Origin of the sequence: Plantactinospora sp. KLBMP9567 (genome assembly GCF_033446045.1) — a bacterium.
Taxonomy (GTDB): domain Bacteria; phylum Actinomycetota; class Actinomycetes; order Mycobacteriales; family Micromonosporaceae; genus Plantactinospora.
On the sequence record NZ_JAWQRR010000002.1, the window covers coordinates 39,673 to 55,670 of the forward strand.

General features: G+C 75.2%; 16 protein-coding genes. 15 read left to right on the forward strand and 1 reads right to left on the reverse strand.

What is annotated here, in order from left to right:
* Positions 1–19: 19 nt before the first annotated feature.
* The 10 genes from R6Y94_RS00165 (at position 20) to R6Y94_RS00210 (ending at position 8,774) form a co-directional block, all read left to right on the forward strand.
* On the forward strand, positions 20–592 hold the full coding sequence (locus R6Y94_RS00165) for a hypothetical protein (protein WP_318393648.1): 573 nt from the start codon (positions 20–22) through the stop codon (positions 590–592).
* A complete protein-coding gene (locus R6Y94_RS00170) occupies positions 589–1,596 on the forward strand; it encodes a BtrH N-terminal domain-containing protein (RefSeq protein WP_318393649.1) in 1,008 nt (335 codons plus the stop codon). The genes R6Y94_RS00165 and R6Y94_RS00170 overlap by 4 nt, the downstream gene beginning before the upstream one ends.
* Positions 1,593–2,936 (forward strand): DegT/DnrJ/EryC1/StrS family aminotransferase, encoded by a 1,344-nt coding sequence (locus R6Y94_RS00175; RefSeq protein WP_318393650.1) that lies wholly within the window; start codon positions 1,593–1,595, stop codon positions 2,934–2,936. The genes R6Y94_RS00170 and R6Y94_RS00175 overlap by 4 nt, the downstream gene beginning before the upstream one ends.
* The gene (locus tag R6Y94_RS00180; RefSeq protein WP_318393651.1) at positions 2,933–3,805 is read left to right on the forward strand and encodes a transketolase; all 873 of its coding nucleotides are present in this window, start codon (positions 2,933–2,935) and stop codon (positions 3,803–3,805) included. The genes R6Y94_RS00175 and R6Y94_RS00180 overlap by 4 nt, the downstream gene beginning before the upstream one ends.
* Positions 3,802–4,779, forward strand: coding sequence for a transketolase family protein (locus R6Y94_RS00185; RefSeq protein ID WP_318393652.1), 978 nt, complete (start codon positions 3,802–3,804; stop codon positions 4,777–4,779). The genes R6Y94_RS00180 and R6Y94_RS00185 overlap by 4 nt, the downstream gene beginning before the upstream one ends.
* Before the next feature lie 83 nt (positions 4,780–4,862).
* Positions 4,863–5,030, forward strand: a complete 168-nt coding sequence (locus R6Y94_RS00190; RefSeq protein WP_203855675.1) for a lysine biosynthesis protein LysW — start codon at positions 4,863–4,865, stop codon at positions 5,028–5,030.
* Positions 5,027–5,890: a RimK family alpha-L-glutamate ligase gene (locus tag R6Y94_RS00195; RefSeq protein ID WP_318393653.1), complete on the forward strand. Its 864-nt coding sequence runs from the start codon at positions 5,027–5,029 to the stop codon at positions 5,888–5,890. The genes R6Y94_RS00190 and R6Y94_RS00195 overlap by 4 nt, the downstream gene beginning before the upstream one ends.
* A complete protein-coding gene (argC, locus tag R6Y94_RS00200; protein WP_318393654.1) occupies positions 5,887–6,915 on the forward strand; it encodes an N-acetyl-gamma-glutamyl-phosphate reductase in 1,029 nt (342 codons plus the stop codon). Before R6Y94_RS00195 ends, argC begins: the two co-directional genes overlap by 4 nt.
* 9 nt (positions 6,916–6,924) lie before the next feature.
* On the forward strand, positions 6,925–7,734 hold the full coding sequence (locus R6Y94_RS00205) for a [LysW]-aminoadipate kinase (RefSeq protein WP_318393655.1): 810 nt from the start codon (positions 6,925–6,927) through the stop codon (positions 7,732–7,734).
* Entirely contained in the window at positions 7,731–8,774 is a 1,044-nt protein-coding gene (locus R6Y94_RS00210; protein ID WP_318393656.1) for a M20/M25/M40 family metallo-hydrolase, read from the forward strand. Before R6Y94_RS00205 ends, R6Y94_RS00210 begins: the two co-directional genes overlap by 4 nt.
* 64 nt (positions 8,775–8,838) lie before the next feature.
* Here the strand turns inward: R6Y94_RS00210 and R6Y94_RS00215 are convergent, their stop codons facing one another.
* On the reverse strand, positions 8,839–10,803 hold the full coding sequence (locus R6Y94_RS00215; RefSeq protein ID WP_318393657.1) for a non-ribosomal peptide synthetase: 1,965 nt from the start codon (positions 10,801–10,803) through the stop codon (positions 8,839–8,841).
* A gap of 87 nt (positions 10,804–10,890) precedes the next feature.
* Here R6Y94_RS00215 and R6Y94_RS00220 point away from each other — a divergent pair, with 87 nt between their 5' ends.
* Genes R6Y94_RS00220 through R6Y94_RS00240 form a run of 5 tightly spaced genes read left to right on the forward strand, consistent with a single transcriptional unit; the run spans position 10,891 to position 15,990 of the window.
* A complete protein-coding gene (locus tag R6Y94_RS00220) occupies positions 10,891–12,018 on the forward strand; it encodes an acyl-CoA dehydrogenase family protein (protein ID WP_318393658.1) in 1,128 nt (375 codons plus the stop codon).
* Positions 12,015–12,878, forward strand: coding sequence for an acyl-CoA dehydrogenase family protein (locus R6Y94_RS00225; RefSeq protein WP_318393659.1), 864 nt, complete (start codon positions 12,015–12,017; stop codon positions 12,876–12,878). The genes R6Y94_RS00220 and R6Y94_RS00225 overlap by 4 nt, the downstream gene beginning before the upstream one ends.
* Positions 12,875–13,645 (forward strand): thioesterase II family protein, encoded by a 771-nt coding sequence (locus R6Y94_RS00230; protein WP_318393660.1) that lies wholly within the window; start codon positions 12,875–12,877, stop codon positions 13,643–13,645. The genes R6Y94_RS00225 and R6Y94_RS00230 overlap by 4 nt, the downstream gene beginning before the upstream one ends.
* A 9-nt stretch (positions 13,646–13,654) precedes the next feature.
* Positions 13,655–14,965 carry a DegT/DnrJ/EryC1/StrS family aminotransferase gene (locus tag R6Y94_RS00235; RefSeq protein ID WP_318393661.1) on the forward strand — a complete coding sequence of 437 codons (1,311 nt, stop codon included), beginning with the start codon at positions 13,655–13,657 and terminating at the stop codon, positions 14,963–14,965.
* On the forward strand, positions 14,962–15,990 hold the full coding sequence (locus R6Y94_RS00240; RefSeq protein WP_318393662.1) for a hypothetical protein: 1,029 nt from the start codon (positions 14,962–14,964) through the stop codon (positions 15,988–15,990). Before R6Y94_RS00235 ends, R6Y94_RS00240 begins: the two co-directional genes overlap by 4 nt.
* Positions 15,991–15,998 lie beyond the last annotated feature (8 nt).

The following is a 15,998-nucleotide window of genomic DNA, read 5'->3' on the forward strand; positions in this document are numbered from 1 at the left end:
GCGGAAAGGAGCACCACCGATGCGGGAGCAGGTCCCGATCGAGCTGGCGGCACACCTCAACAACGCGGGCATCACCCCGGCCAGCGACACCGGCCGCGGCCGATTCAACGTCTGGCGTAACTCGCTGCCCGGCGAGGAGCTGCCACTGGGCCGCCCGGTCACCGCCGGCGGCGTCCGCTTCGCGTTCCCCGCCGCCGGGCCCGGCCGGCCCGACAACGTGCGCTGCGAGGGGCAGCTCGTGACGGTACCGCCCGGCCGGTACGACTGGTGCTGCCTGCTCGCGGCGGGGGAGCGACGGGTCGAGGACGAGGTGGCCCTGCACTTCGCCGACGGCAGCGTGGACTTCGAGGCGGTGCGCGTCTCCGACTTCTGGGCCGCCTCGGCGGTGTTCGGCGAGGAGGAGGCCGTCGTCACGTCGGTCATGCACTACCCGCAGCACGTCCAGCCCGGGGTCACCGCGCACATCTGGTGCCAGCGCGTGCCGGTGACCCGTCGGGCCGAGCTGCGCCGGCTACGCCTGCCGCACAACGTCGCGCTGCACGTCTTCGCAGTCACCCTGTGCCCGTCCCGGGAGGAGGCGAAGGCGGTATGACCTGCGTTCGGAGCGTCACCCAGTGGTACCGCGACCCGGTCAGCTGCCTGCAGTCCACCCTGGCCACCCTGCTGCTGGAAGCGGGCCACGATCCGCTCGAGGTGCTCGGGCTGAGCTGGGAGTTCCGGTACCACCCCGGCGATGTGCGGCCGGAGGAGTACTACTGGCCCTGCCGCCGCCCCGGCGACCTGGCCGGGAGCCTGCTGCCGCTGCACGACATCACCTCGCGCTGGCGGGCGATCGACCCGGCCGACCCGCTCGGTGCGTGGCGCGACGCGCTCGCCGAGGGGCGGCTGCCGGTGGTCGCGGTCGACAACTACCACCTGCCGTTCCGGCCCGCGTACCACGACGTGCACGCCGCCCACCTCCTGGTGGTGTACGACGTGGACGAGACGGCCGGCACCGTGGCGGTGTCCGACGCCATGCCCCCGGACTTCGCCGGCCCGTTACCCGCCGGGGTGCTGCTGCGTAGCTGCGCCGCCGCCGGGGTGGACGACGAGCAGGACGTCTTCTTCAGCGGACCGGTCACCAGCGGTGGCCGCTGGCTCGACGTCCGCCTGCCGGCCACGATCCCGGCCCTCGACCCGGGTTGCCTGGGACTCGCCCTGGAGGCCAACGCCGCCGCGTTCGCCGCGCCGTCCGAGTACGCCTGGACCGGCGCCGACGGGCTCCACCGGTACTGCGCGCAGACGGGCACGGCGGTCACGCCGGAGCTGCTCGCCGAGGCGTACACGTTCGGCTGGGGCATGCAGGCCCAGGCGTCCCTGCACGGCGAGCTGCTGCGCACCCTCGGCGCCCGCTGGGACCGGCCCGCCCTGGCCGAGGCCGGCCGCCGGGTCGAGCAGGTGGCGCACCGCTGGACCGCGGTCCGCGTGACGGCCGCGCACGGCCGCGACGACCCGGCCGGCTGCGCCGGCCCGCTGCGGGACCACCTCGGCCGCCTGCAGCGGGCGTACCAGGAGGCACAGGCCGCCCTCGGCCGGGCCGCCGTCGAGCTCGGATGACCACGACCGGGAAGGAGACCACCGTGACCGCCCTGTCCGTTCCGGTCCGCCAGCGTGCCGCGGACGTGCTCGCCGCCTTCGGGGGCGCCCCGGCCGTGCCCAGGGCGTTGCGCAACCTGCCCTGGCCGGTGATCACCGACGCCGACCGGGCCGCCGTCACCGCCGTGCTGGACGACCACCTGGTGTCCAACGCGGATGGCGAGACTGCGGTCAGCCGGCTGGAGAACCGCTGGGCCGAGCTCTGCGGCACGCCCGCCTGCGTCGCCGTGTCGAACGGCACCACCGCGCTGTCCCTCGCCCTGGCCGCGCTCGGCATCGGGCCGGGCGACGAGGTGGTGGTGCCGGCGCTCAGCTTCGTCGCGTCCGCCCTCGCGCCGCTGCACCAGCTCGCGGTGCCGGTCTTCGCCGACATCGACCCGGTCAGCTTCACGCTGGACCCGGACTCCGTCGCGGCGGCGATCACCCCGCGGACCGCCGCGATCCTGCCGGTGCACCTGCACGGCCAGCCGGCCGACATGGACCGGCTGGGCGCGCTGGCCGCCCGGCACGGCCTCGCCGTGGTGGAGGACGCCGCGCAGGCCCACGCCGCCACCTGGCGCGGCCGGCGGGTCGGGCAGTTGGGCGACGCGGGCTCGTTCAGCCTGCAGGCGACAAAGAACCTGCCCACCTGCGGCGAGGGTGGCCTGGTCACCTTCACCGACGCCGCGGTGGGCGCGCGGGCCCGCACCGTCCGGCAGTTCGGCGAGGTGATCGAGCCCGGCCGCGACCGGGACTACCTGTCCCACCGGCTCGGCTGGAACCACAAGATGAGCTCCGTCCAGGCCGCGTTCACGCTGTCCCAGCTCGATCGGTTCCCGGCGTACGAGGCGGCCCGGCAGCGCCACGTGGCCGCCTTCCTCGACCGGCTGCGGTCGCTGCCCGGGCTGACACCGCCGAGCGTCGTGCCCGGCAGTACCCACGCCTGGCACATCCTGCGGTTCCGGCTCCACCCGGACGCCGCCGGCCTGCCCGACGTCACCCCCGGTGCCCTGCGCCGGACCGTACACCGCCTGCTGCACGCCGAGGGAGTCCCCATGTCGCGATACCAGATCCGGCCGCTCCCCGAGCAGCCCGTCTTCACCGACCGCGTCGGCTTCGGCGGTGGCGTGCCCTGGTCGTACGCCGTGCCGGCGCCCGCACTGCCCACCCCGGTCACCAGCGCGGTGATCGACGACTCGCTGACCCTGCAGAAGCGGCACCTGCACCCGGACGCCGGGCCGGCGCTGGAGCGGTACGCGGACGCGTTCGAGAAGGTCTGGGCGAACCTGCCGACCGTGGCGAGCATGGCGAGGGCACGATGACCGTCCTCGCCGTACCAGCCACCGGCCGTACCACCGCGACCGAGGCCGAGGCGGCCGCCGCCCGGATCCGGCACCACGTGGTCGACATGTGCGCCGGTGGCGACGGCGGCCATCTCGGCGGCTCGCTGTCCTGTGTAGACATATTGAGCGTGCTGTACTTCGACGTCCTGCGGATCGACCCGGATCAGCCGCACGACCCCGGGCGCGACATCTTCCTGTTGAGCAAGGGGCACGCGGCCATCGCCCTGTACGCCACCCTGGCCGAGCGCGGTTTCCTGGACCCCGCCGAGCTGGCCGGGTACGGCCGGCGGGGCAGCCGGCTGCTCGGCCATCCCACCCGGGCGGTCCCCGGCGTGGAGCTGCCGACCGGATCCCTGGGCCACGGGCTCGCCCTCGGCCTGGGCCTGGCCCTGTCCGCCCGGCTGCGCGAGGCGGGCCGCCGGTTCGGGCCGCGGCGGCGCACCTACGTCCTGCTCGGCGACGGCGAGCTGCAGGAGGGCTCGTGCTGGGAGTCGGTGATGGCGGCCGCCTCGACCCGCGCGGACCACCTGGTCGCGGTGGTCGACCGCAACGGCCTGCAACTCGGATCGCCGACCGAGCGGATCTGCCCGATGGAGCCGCTGGGCGAGCGCTTCCGCAGCTTCGGCTGGGACGTCCGGGAGGTCGACGGGCACGACCACGACGAGCTGCGCGCGGCGCTGGGCACCGCGCCGTGGACCGCGGGCCGGCCCGGCGTGGTGATCGCCCGGACGGTGAAGGGCAACGGCGTACCGGCCGCGGAGAACCGGATCGGCGCCCACTACACCGCCCTGTCGGCCCGGGTCGCCGCCCGCGCCCATCGGGACCTCAGCCACCGGAAGGCGTCGTGACCGCCCCGGTCGCGGCGCCGGTCGCCACCCGGCACGCGTACCGCGACTGGCTGATCGCCCGGATGCGGGACGACCCCCGGGTGATCTGCCTGGACTCCGACACCGGCCTGTTCACCGGTGCCGACTTCGGTACCGCCGCAGACCGTTACCTGGACCTGGGTATCGCCGAGCAGAACCTGTTCGGGGTGGCGGCCGGACTGGCCCACGACGGGTGGCTGCCGTACGTGAACACGATGGCCGCGTTCGCCGCGAGCCGCGCCGCCGAGGCGGTGAAGATCGACATCGCGTACAACCGCCTCCCGGTCCGGATCGCCGCGACCCACGGCGGCCTGGCTGCCGGGCATCTCGGACCGACCCACCACGCGCTGGAGGACCTGGCCGTCATGCGCACGATGCCGTCGATGACGGTTCTGGTCCCCGGCGACGCGGCCGACGCCGTCGCCCTGCTCGACCAGGCGCACGATCACGACGGTCCGGTCTACCTGCGGCTCGGCCGCAAGCCGACTCCGGACCTCCCGCCGGCGCCACCACCCCGGATCGGCGTACCGCAGGTGCGGCGCGACGGGACCGGGATATGCCTGCTGGCCTGCGGCCCGCTGCCGACGCTCCGGGTGCTGGCCGCAGCCGAGACACTGGCTGCGGCCGACGGGGTGAGCGCGCGCGTGGTCCAGGTGCACACGCTGAAACCGCTGGACGACGCGGCGATCGCGGGCGCCGTCCGGGGATGCGCGGCGGTCGTGACCGTCGAGGAGCACTGGCGCGAGGGCGGCCTCGGCTCGGCGGTGGCCGGGTTCCTGGCCTCCCAGCCGGGCCCTCGGCTGGTCCGGATGGGCGTCGGCGACATATACGTCTCGGCGGTCGGCAGCCAGGAGGAGCTGCTCGACGCGCTCGGCATCACGGCGGCCGGGATCGCCCGCGCCGCTCGCTCGGCGCTGCGGCCCGGGCTCGACTCGCCACTGTTCGCGAAGTTCTGACCACTGACCCGCCACTGTTCGCGAAGTTCTGACCGCTCACCCCGCCACTGTTCGCGAAGTTCTGACCGCTGAGGAGGACCGAAGTGACGACCACCTGCCCCGAATGCTTCGAGACCGTGACCGCGCCGGCCGAGCCGGTGCTGCACGAGATCCTCGAGTGCGCCGAGTGTCGCGGCGAACTCGAGGTGGTCAGCACCGCGCCGCTGCTGGTGGCCCTCGCGCCCGAGGTCGCCGAGGACTGGGGAGAGTGACCGCCCGCGCTGGTCGCGACCCGGTGCTGATGCTGGCCTCCCGGGTCGGGCCGGACGAGAAGTGCCTGCTGACCGCCCTGCGGCGGGGCGGGCACGCGGCGGAGGTGCTGGACACCAACACGCTGCACCACGCGGTGTCCGGCCCGACCGGCCCGGGCGGGCTCGTGCTCAACCGGGAGATCGGCCAGGTCCGGGCCCGCTACGCGGCCACCATGCTGGAGGCGGCCGGGATGACCGTGGTCAACTCGGCCGCCGCCGTGCAGACCTGTGGCGACAAGTGGCTGACCAGCCTGGCGCTGGCCCGGGCGGGTCTGCCGGCGCCGCGTACCGTGCTGGCCGCCTCGCCGGCGGCGGCTCGCGAGGCGGCTGCGGAGCTGGGCTTCCCGGTGGTCCTCAAGCCGCTCGTCGGGTCCTGGGGACGGCTCGTCACCCGGGCCCGCGACGCCGAGGAGGCGGCCACCGTACTGGAGCACGTCGCGGTCCAGCCGTCGCCACAGGCCCAGGTCGTCTATCTGCAGGAGTACGTGGACAAGCCCGGCCACGACCTGCGCGCGCTGGTGGTCCGGGGCGAGGTGGTCGCGGCGATGCGCCGGTACGCCGACGACTGGCGTACCAACGTTTCCCGTGGCGGTCGTACCGAGCCGTGCGTGCTCGACCCGGACACCGAGAAGCTGGCCGTTCGGGCCGCCGAGGCCACCGGCGCCGACATCGCCGGGGTCGACCTGGTGCAGGACCGGGCCGGCACGGTGCTGGTGCTCGAGGTCAACCACCGGGTCGAGTTCGCCGGGTTGCAACGGGCGCACGACGGGCTCGACATCGGCGCGTCCATCGTGGACCGGATCGTCGGAGGTGCGTCGTGACCACGACCGCGGCGGTGATCGGCGGCTCCGGGTACATCGGCGGCGAACTGGTCCGGCTGCTGCTCGGCCACCCGGAGATCGACCTCACCACCGTGACCTCGGCGCGGCTGGCCGGGCGGCCGGTCGACACGGCCCATCCCAACCTGCGCGGCCGTACCCGGCTGACGTTCACCGATCCGGAGGCGCCCGGCGGCGCGGATGTACTCTTCGTGGCCGCGCCGCACACCGAGACGATGGCCCTGCTGCCCCGCCTGCTGGACCGGGGCAAAGTGCTGCTCGACCTCTCCGGCGACTTCCGGCTGCGCGACCCGCTGGTGTACCGGGAGCACTACGGCGTCGAGCACACCGCGCCGGATCTGCTGGAGTCGTTCACGCCCGGGATCCCCGAGCTGCATCGCGACCGGCTGACCGGCGCCGACTGGATCAGCGTGCCCGGCTGCATGGCCAACGCGGCGATCCTCGCCGTGCACCCGCTGGCCGCCGAGGGGCTGATCGACGGCGAGGTCGCGGTGGATGCCCGGACCGGCTCCAGCGGCTCCGGCGCCCGCGGCGGGCCGGGCGACGCGCACGCCGAGCGCAGTGGCGCGATGCGCGTGTTCGCGCCGCTGCGGCACCGGCACCAGGCCGAGATCACGCAGGCCACCGGACATCCGTGCCGGATGACCGCGACCGGCGTCGAGGCGGTACGCGGGGTCCAGGTGCTGTGCCGGGCCCGGCTGCGCGACGGTGCCGGGCCACGGGAGGTGCGTGACGCGTACCGGCGGGCGTACGCGGCCGAGCCGTTCGTCCGGATCGTGGCGCAGCGCCGAGGCACGTTCCGGCTGCCCGACCCGAAGATCCTGGCCGGTTCGAACTTCTGCGACGTCGGCCCGGTGGTGGACTGCGGCGACGGGTGGGTCACCGCCGTCGGCGCCCTGGACAACCTGGTCAAGGGCGGCGCCGGCAATGCAGTGCAGTGCCTGAACATCCGGATGGGCTGGCCGGAGGAGCTCGGCCTCGGCTTCACCGGACTGCACCCGGTCTAGGAGGCGGGTATGGACGTCGTGGTGGTCAAGTGCGGCGGCAACGCCGCGGTGGACGCGGCCGCGGTCTGCGCCGACGTCGCCGCCCTGCACCTCGCGGGCACCCCGGTGGTGCTGGTGCACGGCGGGTCGGCGGATATCGACCGGCTCGCCGGCCGGCTGGGCGTGCCGCGCCGGGAACTGGTCTCGCCGGACGGCGTGACCACCCGTTACACCGACGCGGCGACGCTGGAGGTCGTCCAGCTGGCCCTGGCCGGAATCGTGAAGCCGCGGCTGGTCGCCGGCCTGGCCCGGCACGGGGTGCCGGCGGCCGGGCTGACCGGCCTGGACGCCGGTCTGCTGCGGGCCCGGCGCAAACGTGCGGTCCGGGCGGTGTCGGGCGGGCGCCGGGTGGTGGTCCACGACCAGCACGCCGGTCGTCTCGACCGCGCCGATCCGGCCGTCCTGCTCGCGATGCTGGGTGCCGGTGTGGTGCCGGTGGTGTCCCCGCCGGCTGCGGACGAGGATGGCACGCCGGTCAATGTGGACGCCGACCGGGCGGCGGCGGCGATCGCGGCGGCTCTCCGGGCCCGCGCGCTGGTGCTGCTCACCGGCGCGCCCGGCGTGCAGACCGACCCGGACGACCCGGGCTCGGTGCTCCCGGCGGTGACCGTCGGAGGCACCCTGCCGGCGTACGCGGCCGGCGGCATGGCCCTGAAGCTGGTCGCCGCACGCGAGGCGCTGGCCGGCGGAGTGCCGCGGGTGGTGGTCGCCGCCGGATCCGGTTCCGAGCCGGTACGCGCGGCGCTGGCCGGCGGCGGCACCCTGGTCGGTGCCCGGTGACCTCGCCCGTAGACCTGCTGACCGACCTGGTCGCGATTCCCTCGCCGTCGTACGCCGAGCACGAGGTCGCCGCCTGCCTGGTCGGCCACATGCACCGGCTGGGGTTCGCCGCGCACCTGGACGCGGCCGGTAACGCGGTCGGCGTCCTGGACCGGGGTCCCGGGCCGTCCGTGCTGCTGCTCGGGCACATCGACACGGTGCCCGGCGGGCCGCCGCTGCGGGTCACCGCCGACGCGGTGCACGGCCGGGGCGCGGTGGACGCCAAGGGGCCGATGGCGGCGCTCACCTGCGGGGCGGCGCGGGCCACCGGCTTCCGGGGGCGGCTGATCGTGGTCGGTGCGGTGGAGGAGGAGACGCCGGGCTCCCGTGGCGCGATGGCGGTCCGGGACAACCTGCCCCGCCCGGACGCCGTGATCGTCGGCGAGCCGAGCGGGTGGTCCGATGTGGTGCTGGGATACAAGGGCAAGCTCGACCTGCGGGTCCGCGCCGACTGCCCGGGGGCACACCCGAGCGCCCCGTACCCGCGGGCGGTGGAACTGGCCGCCCGGGCCTGGGCGGTGTTGCTGGAGGAGATCGGCGCCGACCCGGCCGACCCGGCGTCGGCGCACCGGAACTTCGCCGACCCGGCGGCGACGCTGACCCTGCTGCGCGGCGACCCGGAGCACGCCGAGGCCGAGATGAGCGTCCGGACCCCGCCGGGATTCGACGTGGGCGCCTGCGTCGCCGCCGTGCGCGCCCGGGTCCCGGGGGCCACCGTGACGGTGCTCAACGCGGTAGGCGCCTGCCGGGTGCGGCGCAGCGACCCGGTGGTGCGCGCGCTCAGCGGTGCCATCCGGGCCGAGGGCGGGGAGCCGGGCGCCAAGGTGAAGACCGCCACCTCGGACATGAACACCCTGAGCGAGGTCTGGTCGGTGCCGATGGCCACGTACGGCCCGGGGGACAGCCGGCTCGACCACTCCGACGGCGAGCACATCCGTATCGACGACTTCCTGCGCGGCGTCGCCGTCGTCGAGCGCGCCCTCACCTCGCTCTCGCTCTGAGACGTCCCGGCACGACGGGCGGCGGACCCCGATCCGGGATCCGCCGCCCGTCACCGTCCGGCGCTCACTCGGCGAGCATCGCCTCGACCTCGTCGTCAGAGAGGTCCGCCAGCCCGGCGAGGATGGCGTCCAGGTCGCTGCCCGGTCCGGCGGTCGCGGCCGTTTCGACCGTGCCGGCGAGCCAGGCCAGCGTCGGCGCGCGGAGGAAGTCGCTCAGCGGGATCTCGGCGCCGAACTCCTCGCGTACCCGGGACAGCAGCCGGATCGCCTGGATGCTGTCCCCGCCCAGCTCGAAGAAGTCGTCGTCCGGGCCGGCGGCGACGGGCCCGAGCACCGGCAGCAGGCAGGTGTCGCGCAACCGCCGCTGGGCCGGGGTCAGCTCGGCCGCACCGTCGTCGCCACCGGCCGGCCGGATCCGGCGCAGCGCGGCCAGGTCGGTCTTGCCGTTCACCGTCAGCGGGATCGCGTCCACCTCGACGAGCAGGACCGGAACCATGTGCCGGGGGACCAGCTCGGCCGCCCGGGCGCGGATCGCGGCCAGGTCGGCCGGCGCGCTGACCGGCACGATGTAGGCGACGAGCTGGCCGCCGTCCTCGGTGGTGGCCACGGCCTGCCGTACCCCGTCGGTGCGGACCAGGGCCGACTCGACGTCGCCCAGCTCCACCCGGTGCCCGTGGACCTGTACCTGCCGGTCGTTGCGGCCGAGGAAGACCAGGTCGCCGTCGGCGGTCCACCGGCACAGGTCACCGGTGCGGTACAGCCGGTCGCCCGGGTGGCGGGCCCAGGGGTCCGGGACGAACCGGTCGGCAGTAAGGCCGGGCCGGCCGGCGTACCCGCGGGCCAGGCCGGGACCGCCGATGCAGAGTTCGCCCGGTTCACCCACCGGCACCGGGCGCAGCCGTTCGTCGAGGGCGTACGCGACGTGGTTGTCCATCGCCCGCCCGATCGGCGGCGACGTGGTCCACTCGCCGGTGCACTCCTTGGCCACCACGGTCACCGTGCACTCGGTCGGGCCGTACCCGTTGAGGAACCGGCAGTGCCGCGCCCACCGGGTGGTCAGCTCGCCGGTGAACGCCTCGCCGCCGACGAAGGCCACCCGCAGGTCCGGGAACCCGGCCGGGTCGAGCAGGTCCAGGATGGCCGGTGGCAGGTCCACGACGGTGATCCGTTCCCGGCGCAGCGCGGCGGACAGGGCGGTCACCGACAGCCGCTCGTCGTCGCCGGGCAGGTACAGCGCGGCGCCGGTCAGCAGGGCGGCGAAGATCTCGAACACCGACACGTCGAAGCCCAGCGACGCGTACTGGATGATCCGGTCCTCGGGCGTGAGCCCGAACATCCGCTGGACGGTCTCGACGAAGTGCACCGCGCCGGCGTGTTCGAGCTGCACCGCCTTGGGCACACCGGTGCTGCCGGAGGTGTAGATGGCGTATGCCAGCCGGTGCGGGTGCCCGGGAGAGGCGGCGAGCGGGGGCGCGGCGGGCCACGGCCGGTCCAGCCGGAACACGGGCGGACCGTCCGGTGGCAGCACCGGCTCGGTGCCGGCGTCGGTCAGGACCAGGACCGGATCGGCGTCGCGCAGCACCGCGGCGATGCGCTCGGCCGGATTGCCCGGGTCGATCGGTACCCAGTACCCGCCGGCCCGCAGCACGGCCAGGATCCCGATGACCGCCCGTGCGTCGCCGCGTCCGGTGAGGACCGCGACCGGGCGCTCCGCGTCCACGCCGCGGGCGCGCAGGGCGGCGGCCAGCTGCTCGACCTCGGTGGCCAGCTCGGCGTACGTCCGGCGTCCGGCGCCGTCGACGACCGCGACCCGGCCGGGATGCCGGGCGGCCGTCTCGGCGAACACCTCGGTGAGGGTGCGGGGGGTGCGCGGGATCTCGTCGGGCGCCCACTCGCGCATCAGGGTCTCGATGTCGTCCGGTGGCGGCGCCGGCGGCGCGGTGGCCGCCCGCAGTCCGGTGAGGAAGCTCGTCCGCCGGTCGGCCGGGATGCGGCTGAGCCGGCGCAGCAGCTCGCTGTCAACAGTCACCGCTCCTCCTCAGGAAATCGTGTTTACGGGAGTGACAGGGCGAACTTTACTGGAGTAATCTCCGATTCACTAGAGAAAGGAGGCGCCGTGGACTTCGGATTCGACTCGCACCAGAGCCGGCTGCGCGCCCGGGTTCGCGCCGTACTGGCGACGCCCGGTGTCCGCCGCGCGATCGACGACCTCGCGGCGGGCACCGGCGAACCCGACGAACGCCCGCTCTACCGGGCGATCGGCGCCGCCGGCGTCCTCGCTCCCGACTGGCCGGCCGAGTTCGGCGGCCTCGGCGGCGGGCCGATGAGCCTTGCGGTGGTCGCCGAGGAGCTGTCCCGGGCCGGCGTACCGGACACCCTGCACATCAACACCGTCCAGATCGTCGGGTCGGTGCTGCGCGCAATCGGCACGGCGGACCAGCAACAACGGTGGCTGCCCCGGTTCGCGGCCGGGGAGCGGTTCGCCTGCGTGCTCTACACCGAGCCGGAGGCCGGGTCCGACCTGGCCGCGCTGACCACCCGGGCCGAGCCGGCGCCGGGCGGGTACCTGGTGAGCGGCACGAAGATCTACAGCCTCAAGGCCGCCCTCTGCGACGTGGCGCTCGCCGCGGTGCGCACCGGCGACTCCGGATCCCGCTACGACGGCATCACCCTCGTCCTGATCGACCTGCACGCGCCCGGCGTCCGCGTGGCGCGGATACCCAGCCTCGCCGATGAGCATTTCCACCGGGTCGACCTGGATGCGGTGTTCGTTCCGGAGTCCGATGTGCTCGGTGAACCCGGCGCCGGCTGGGCCGCGCTCACCACGGCGCTGGCCATGGAACGCACCGGGCTCGACTACGCGCTCAAGGCGGCCCGTTGGTACGACACCGCCCGCGCCGCACTGACTCCCGGCGACGCCGCCGACAGCCTGGCCGACCTGGGCCGGCACGGCGCCCGCGTCGACGCCGCCCGGCTGCTCGCCTGGGCCGCGCTGGCCCGGCTGGAGGAGGACCGCTTCGACCCGGTGTTCGCGGCGATGGCCAAGCTGCACACCAGCGAGTCCGCCGCCGCGGTGGCCGAGTGGGGCGCCGCACTGCACGGCGCGGCCGCCGCCCCGGCCACCGGCCGCGCCCGCTGCCTCGAATCGGCCTGGCGGGAGGCGCCCGGCCTGACCATCTCGGCCGGCGTCTCCGAGGTGATGCTCGAACTGATCGCCGGATCCCTGTCCGGGAGCGCGCGATGAGGCCACTGCCCGACGCCCTGCACGACGAGCTGCGCGCGGCGCTGCGCCGGGCGCTGCACGACGTACCGCCGCGCGGCGACGTGCACGACCTGCTCGGCCGGCTCGGTCTGCACGGCCTCGAGATCGCGCCGGCCGCCGGTGGGCTCGGACTCGGGCTGAGCTACGGCGTCGTGGTGGCCGAGGAGCTCGGACGGGTTGCGGCGTGCGACACGTACCGGTCCGGATGCCTGGCCGCGGAGACCGGCCCGTCCGCCGCAGCCGAGGTCGCCGCGGGCGCGCGTCCACCGGCCGTGGCGCCGCCCCCGGCCGGCGGCGCACTGGTCCGCGCGCGGATCCGTCAGGCCGGCTACCTCGTCGGTCTGGCCGCCGGCGCGCACGAACTGGCGGTCCGGCGCAGCGGTGAGCGACGCCAGTTCGGCCGACCGATCGCCGCCTTCCAGGCCACCGGCTTCACCCTCGCCGCCGACCTGGTCCACATCGAGGAGGCCCGGTTGCTCACCGCGTACGCCGCCTGGCTGGCCGACCGGGACACCGCCGGCATCCCGGACTCCGCGGCCGACGAGCCGCGCGGCTGGCCGCCGGCCGACGGCGAACCGGAGCTGGCCGCGATCCAGGCCCTCGCCGTCGCCGCCGAGGCGGCCACCGGCGTCACCCGGCGGGCGCTGCACCTGCACGGCACGTACGGGCTCACCGGCGACGCCGCGATCCAGCACTACTACCGGCTGGCCGGGACGGAGGCGACCAGCCTGGGCCGGCCGGCCGCGCTGTGGCGGGCAGCCGGACACCGGCGCCTGACGGCGGGCCCCGACACCGAACACACGACCGCGGTCCTAGCCGCCGCGGGGAAGGGCGAGCGATGAACCCCTGGTTCCGGATCCACCAGCGAGACCCCGAGGCACCGATGCGGCTGTACTGCCTGCCGTACGCCGGTGGCAGCGCCTCCCTCTACCGTGGCTGGGGCGCCGGTCTGACCGGCGTTGCCGAGGTTGTCGCGGTGCAGTTGCCGGGACGGGAGAACCGGATCGGCGAGCCGCCGGTGGCCGCCATGTCCACCCTGGTCGAACGGCTCACCCGAGCGATGCGGGCCGAGCCGGCCCAGCCGTACGCGCTGTTCGGCTACAGCATGGGCGCGCGGGTGGCCCACCACGCCGCGCACGTCCTCACCGCAGCGGGCCGGCCGCCGGAACGGCTGTTCGTCGCCGCCTCGCCCGGCCCGGCCGCGCCACCCGGCCCGGCCGCGCACCACCTGAGCGAACCCGATCTGGTCGCCCACCTGCGCCGGCTCGGCGGTACCCCGGACGAGGTGCTGGACAGCGCCGAACTGCGCCGGCTGGTGCTGCCCGCGGTCCGTGCCGACCTGGCCGTGGTGGAGACCGCGGCCCGCCCGGCGGGCCCGCCGCTGTCCTGCCCGGTGCACGCCTTCGCCGGGCGCACCGACCCGGAGGCGTCACCGGACCGGATGGCCGCCTGGGCTGTGGAGACGTGCGGCGGCTTCGTCCTCGACACCTTCGACGCCGGTCACTTCTTCGTCCACGCCGACCCGGCCGGGCTGCTCGCGCGGGTCCGGGCCGATCTCGTCCCGGTCCCGGCCCGCCCGGTGGCCGCGCCGGCAGCCGTCGCCGCCTAGGAGGCCGTCATGGGCACCGACGATCCCGTCGTCATCCCGCACCCGCCGCGCTGGCCGGTCTACGACCGCGCGGCGGCCGACCGGGCCGCCGAGCTGATCCGGCGCGGCCGCTCCTTCGACTACGACCACGGGCCGGAGATCGCCGGCCTGGAGGCGGCGTTCTCCCGACGGCACGACGGGCGGCACGCACTCACCCTGAACTCCGGGACCAGCGCCCTGCTGGCCGCGTACTTCGCGCTCGGGCTCGGGCCCGGCGACGAGGTGATCGTGCCGACGTTCACCTTCCTCGCCACCGCCTCACCGCTGTTCCTGCTCGGCGCCGTGCCGGTACTCGTGGACAGCGATGGCCCGGACGGCACGGTGAGCGCGGCGAGCATCGAGCGGGCGGTCACGCCGCGGACCCGGGCGGTGGCGGTGACCCACCTGTTCGGGCACCCGGCGCCGATGGACGAGATCACCGCCATGTGCCGGCGGCGCGGGCTCGCCCTCGTCGAGGACTGCTCGCACGCGCACGGGTCCACGTACCGGGGCCGGCCCGTCGGCACCTTCGGCGACCTCGCCGTCTTCAGTATCGGCGGGCTCAAACTCGTCTCCGGCGGGATGGGTGGGGTGCTGCTCGCCCGCGACTCCCGGCACTACGACCTGGCCTGCCTGCTGACCGCCTTCAAGCAGCGCAGCGAACGCACCGTGCACGATCCGCGGCTGCGCCGGCTGGCCGACGTCGGGCTCGGCGGCAACCTGCGGATCAGCCCGCCCGCGGCGGTGCTGGCGCAGAGCCACCTGGACCGGATCGAGGAGCTGGTGGCCGCGAAACGCGCCAACGTGTACCGGCTGCTGGAGCCGCTGGTCGCGCACCCCGGGCTGACCGGTCCGGTGATCGCCCCGCACGTGACGATGGGCGGCTGGTACGACGTCGTCGTCACCGTCGACCCCGAGCGGGCCGGATTCAGCCGGGACGACCTCGTGGCGGTGCTGCGCCAGCAGGGTGTCAAGGCCGACGTGCCGGCCACCCGGCCGCTGCACCTGACCAGCATCTTCACCGGCGCCGAGCCCGGGCACCGGCGCCCGTACCCGCCGGCCGTGCTGGCCCGGCACTTCCGGCACCGTCGTGGCGATCTGCCGGTCGCCGAGGCGCTGCACGACGGCTGGGTCAGCCTGCCCGGGCCGTACTTCAACGACACCGCCGGAGCGCTGGTCGAGCCGTACCGGGCCGCGTTCCGGGCCGCCCTCGACCGGCTGGGGTCGGCCCGCCCGCCGGTCCCGGCCGCTGCCACGGCGGTGGTACCGGGATCTCGTGCGGCCGCGGGAGGAGTCCGATGATCCGTTCCACCGAACCGGCCGCGCACCTGGTCATGCCGGCGAGCGTCGGCGTCTGGTTTCCGCATTTCCTCGGCTCCGGCGGCCCGGACCGCACCCTGGTACTCGGCGAGGCGCCCGCCGTCGACGTCGGCGTGGTCCGCGACGCCCTGTCCCGGATCGGCTCCCGCCGGGTGGTGCTGCACTCGAGCCACGACACCCTCTACCGGGACCGGACCCTGGCGCAGGCACTCGCCGGATCCGGGTTCCGGCCGATCGCGCAGTCCGGCCGGGCCACCCGGATCGGGCTGGACAAGCGGTTGATGAAGGAGTTCTTCGACGCCTGCGGCTGCCCGGGCCTGCCCTGGACGACCGGCAACCGGCTGCCCGGGGTCGCCGGGGACCCGCTCGTCGTCATCAAGGACCGGCACGGCACGCAGAGCCGCGGGACCGTGCTGGCCCGGCTGAGCGACCGCGCTCCGGCCCCGGACGAGATCGCCGAGCTGTACGCCGACGGCGTCGAGTACTCGATGGTCGTCTTCCGGGACGGCGAGCGGGTGGTGACCCTGCCGCCGATCTGGAAGGGGCCGACCTCGACCGAGCTGGTGCCGCCCTGGCGCCGGTTGCGGCTGTGCCCGTACGAGTCGATCGACCCGGCCCTGGAACGCCGGCTGCGTGACGGCGCGCGGGCGCTCGCCGTCTCCGCCGACGCGGTCGGCCTGATCGAGATCGAGTACCTGGTCACCGCCGACGGCGTGGCCCGGGTCCTGGAGATCAACCCGCGCGTCTCCGGCACCATGCGGCTGGCCGCGATGGCCACCGGGCTGCCGATCTTCGCGCTGTACGACGACCACACGGTCAGCGGTGACGTCGTCGCCACCGGCCATGCCGCCGAGGTGCCGTACCGGGGCGACCCGTTCTGCGACCCGGCGGGCGGCGTCTTCGCCACCTCACGGCTCACCGTCGTCGCCGACGACCCCGGCCGTGCCCTCGACAAGCTGCGCCGCTGTGCCGGCGTGCCTGCCGTTGCCACCCCGGCAGCGGCCTGATCAGTTCG

Excerpts from the sequence above, each read along its gene's own strand:
- R6Y94_RS00165 (WP_318393648.1), top strand. The coding sequence starts at position 20 with ATGCGGGAGCAGGTCCCGATCGAGCTGGCGGCACACCTCAACAACGCG.
- R6Y94_RS00170 (WP_318393649.1), top strand. The coding sequence starts at position 589 with ATGACCTGCGTTCGGAGCGTCACCCAGTGGTACCGCGACCCGGTCAGC.
- R6Y94_RS00175 (WP_318393650.1), top strand. The coding sequence starts at position 1,593 with ATGACCACGACCGGGAAGGAGACCACCGTGACCGCCCTGTCCGTTCCG.
- R6Y94_RS00180 (WP_318393651.1), top strand. The coding sequence starts at position 2,933 with ATGACCGTCCTCGCCGTACCAGCCACCGGCCGTACCACCGCGACCGAG.
- R6Y94_RS00205 (WP_318393655.1), top strand. The coding sequence starts at position 6,925 with ATGGACGTCGTGGTGGTCAAGTGCGGCGGCAACGCCGCGGTGGACGCG.
- R6Y94_RS00225 (WP_318393659.1), top strand. The coding sequence starts at position 12,015 with ATGAGGCCACTGCCCGACGCCCTGCACGACGAGCTGCGCGCGGCGCTG.
- R6Y94_RS00230 (WP_318393660.1), top strand. The coding sequence starts at position 12,875 with ATGAACCCCTGGTTCCGGATCCACCAGCGAGACCCCGAGGCACCGATG.
- R6Y94_RS00235 (WP_318393661.1), top strand. The coding sequence starts at position 13,655 with ATGGGCACCGACGATCCCGTCGTCATCCCGCACCCGCCGCGCTGGCCG.
- R6Y94_RS00240 (WP_318393662.1), top strand. The coding sequence starts at position 14,962 with ATGATCCGTTCCACCGAACCGGCCGCGCACCTGGTCATGCCGGCGAGC.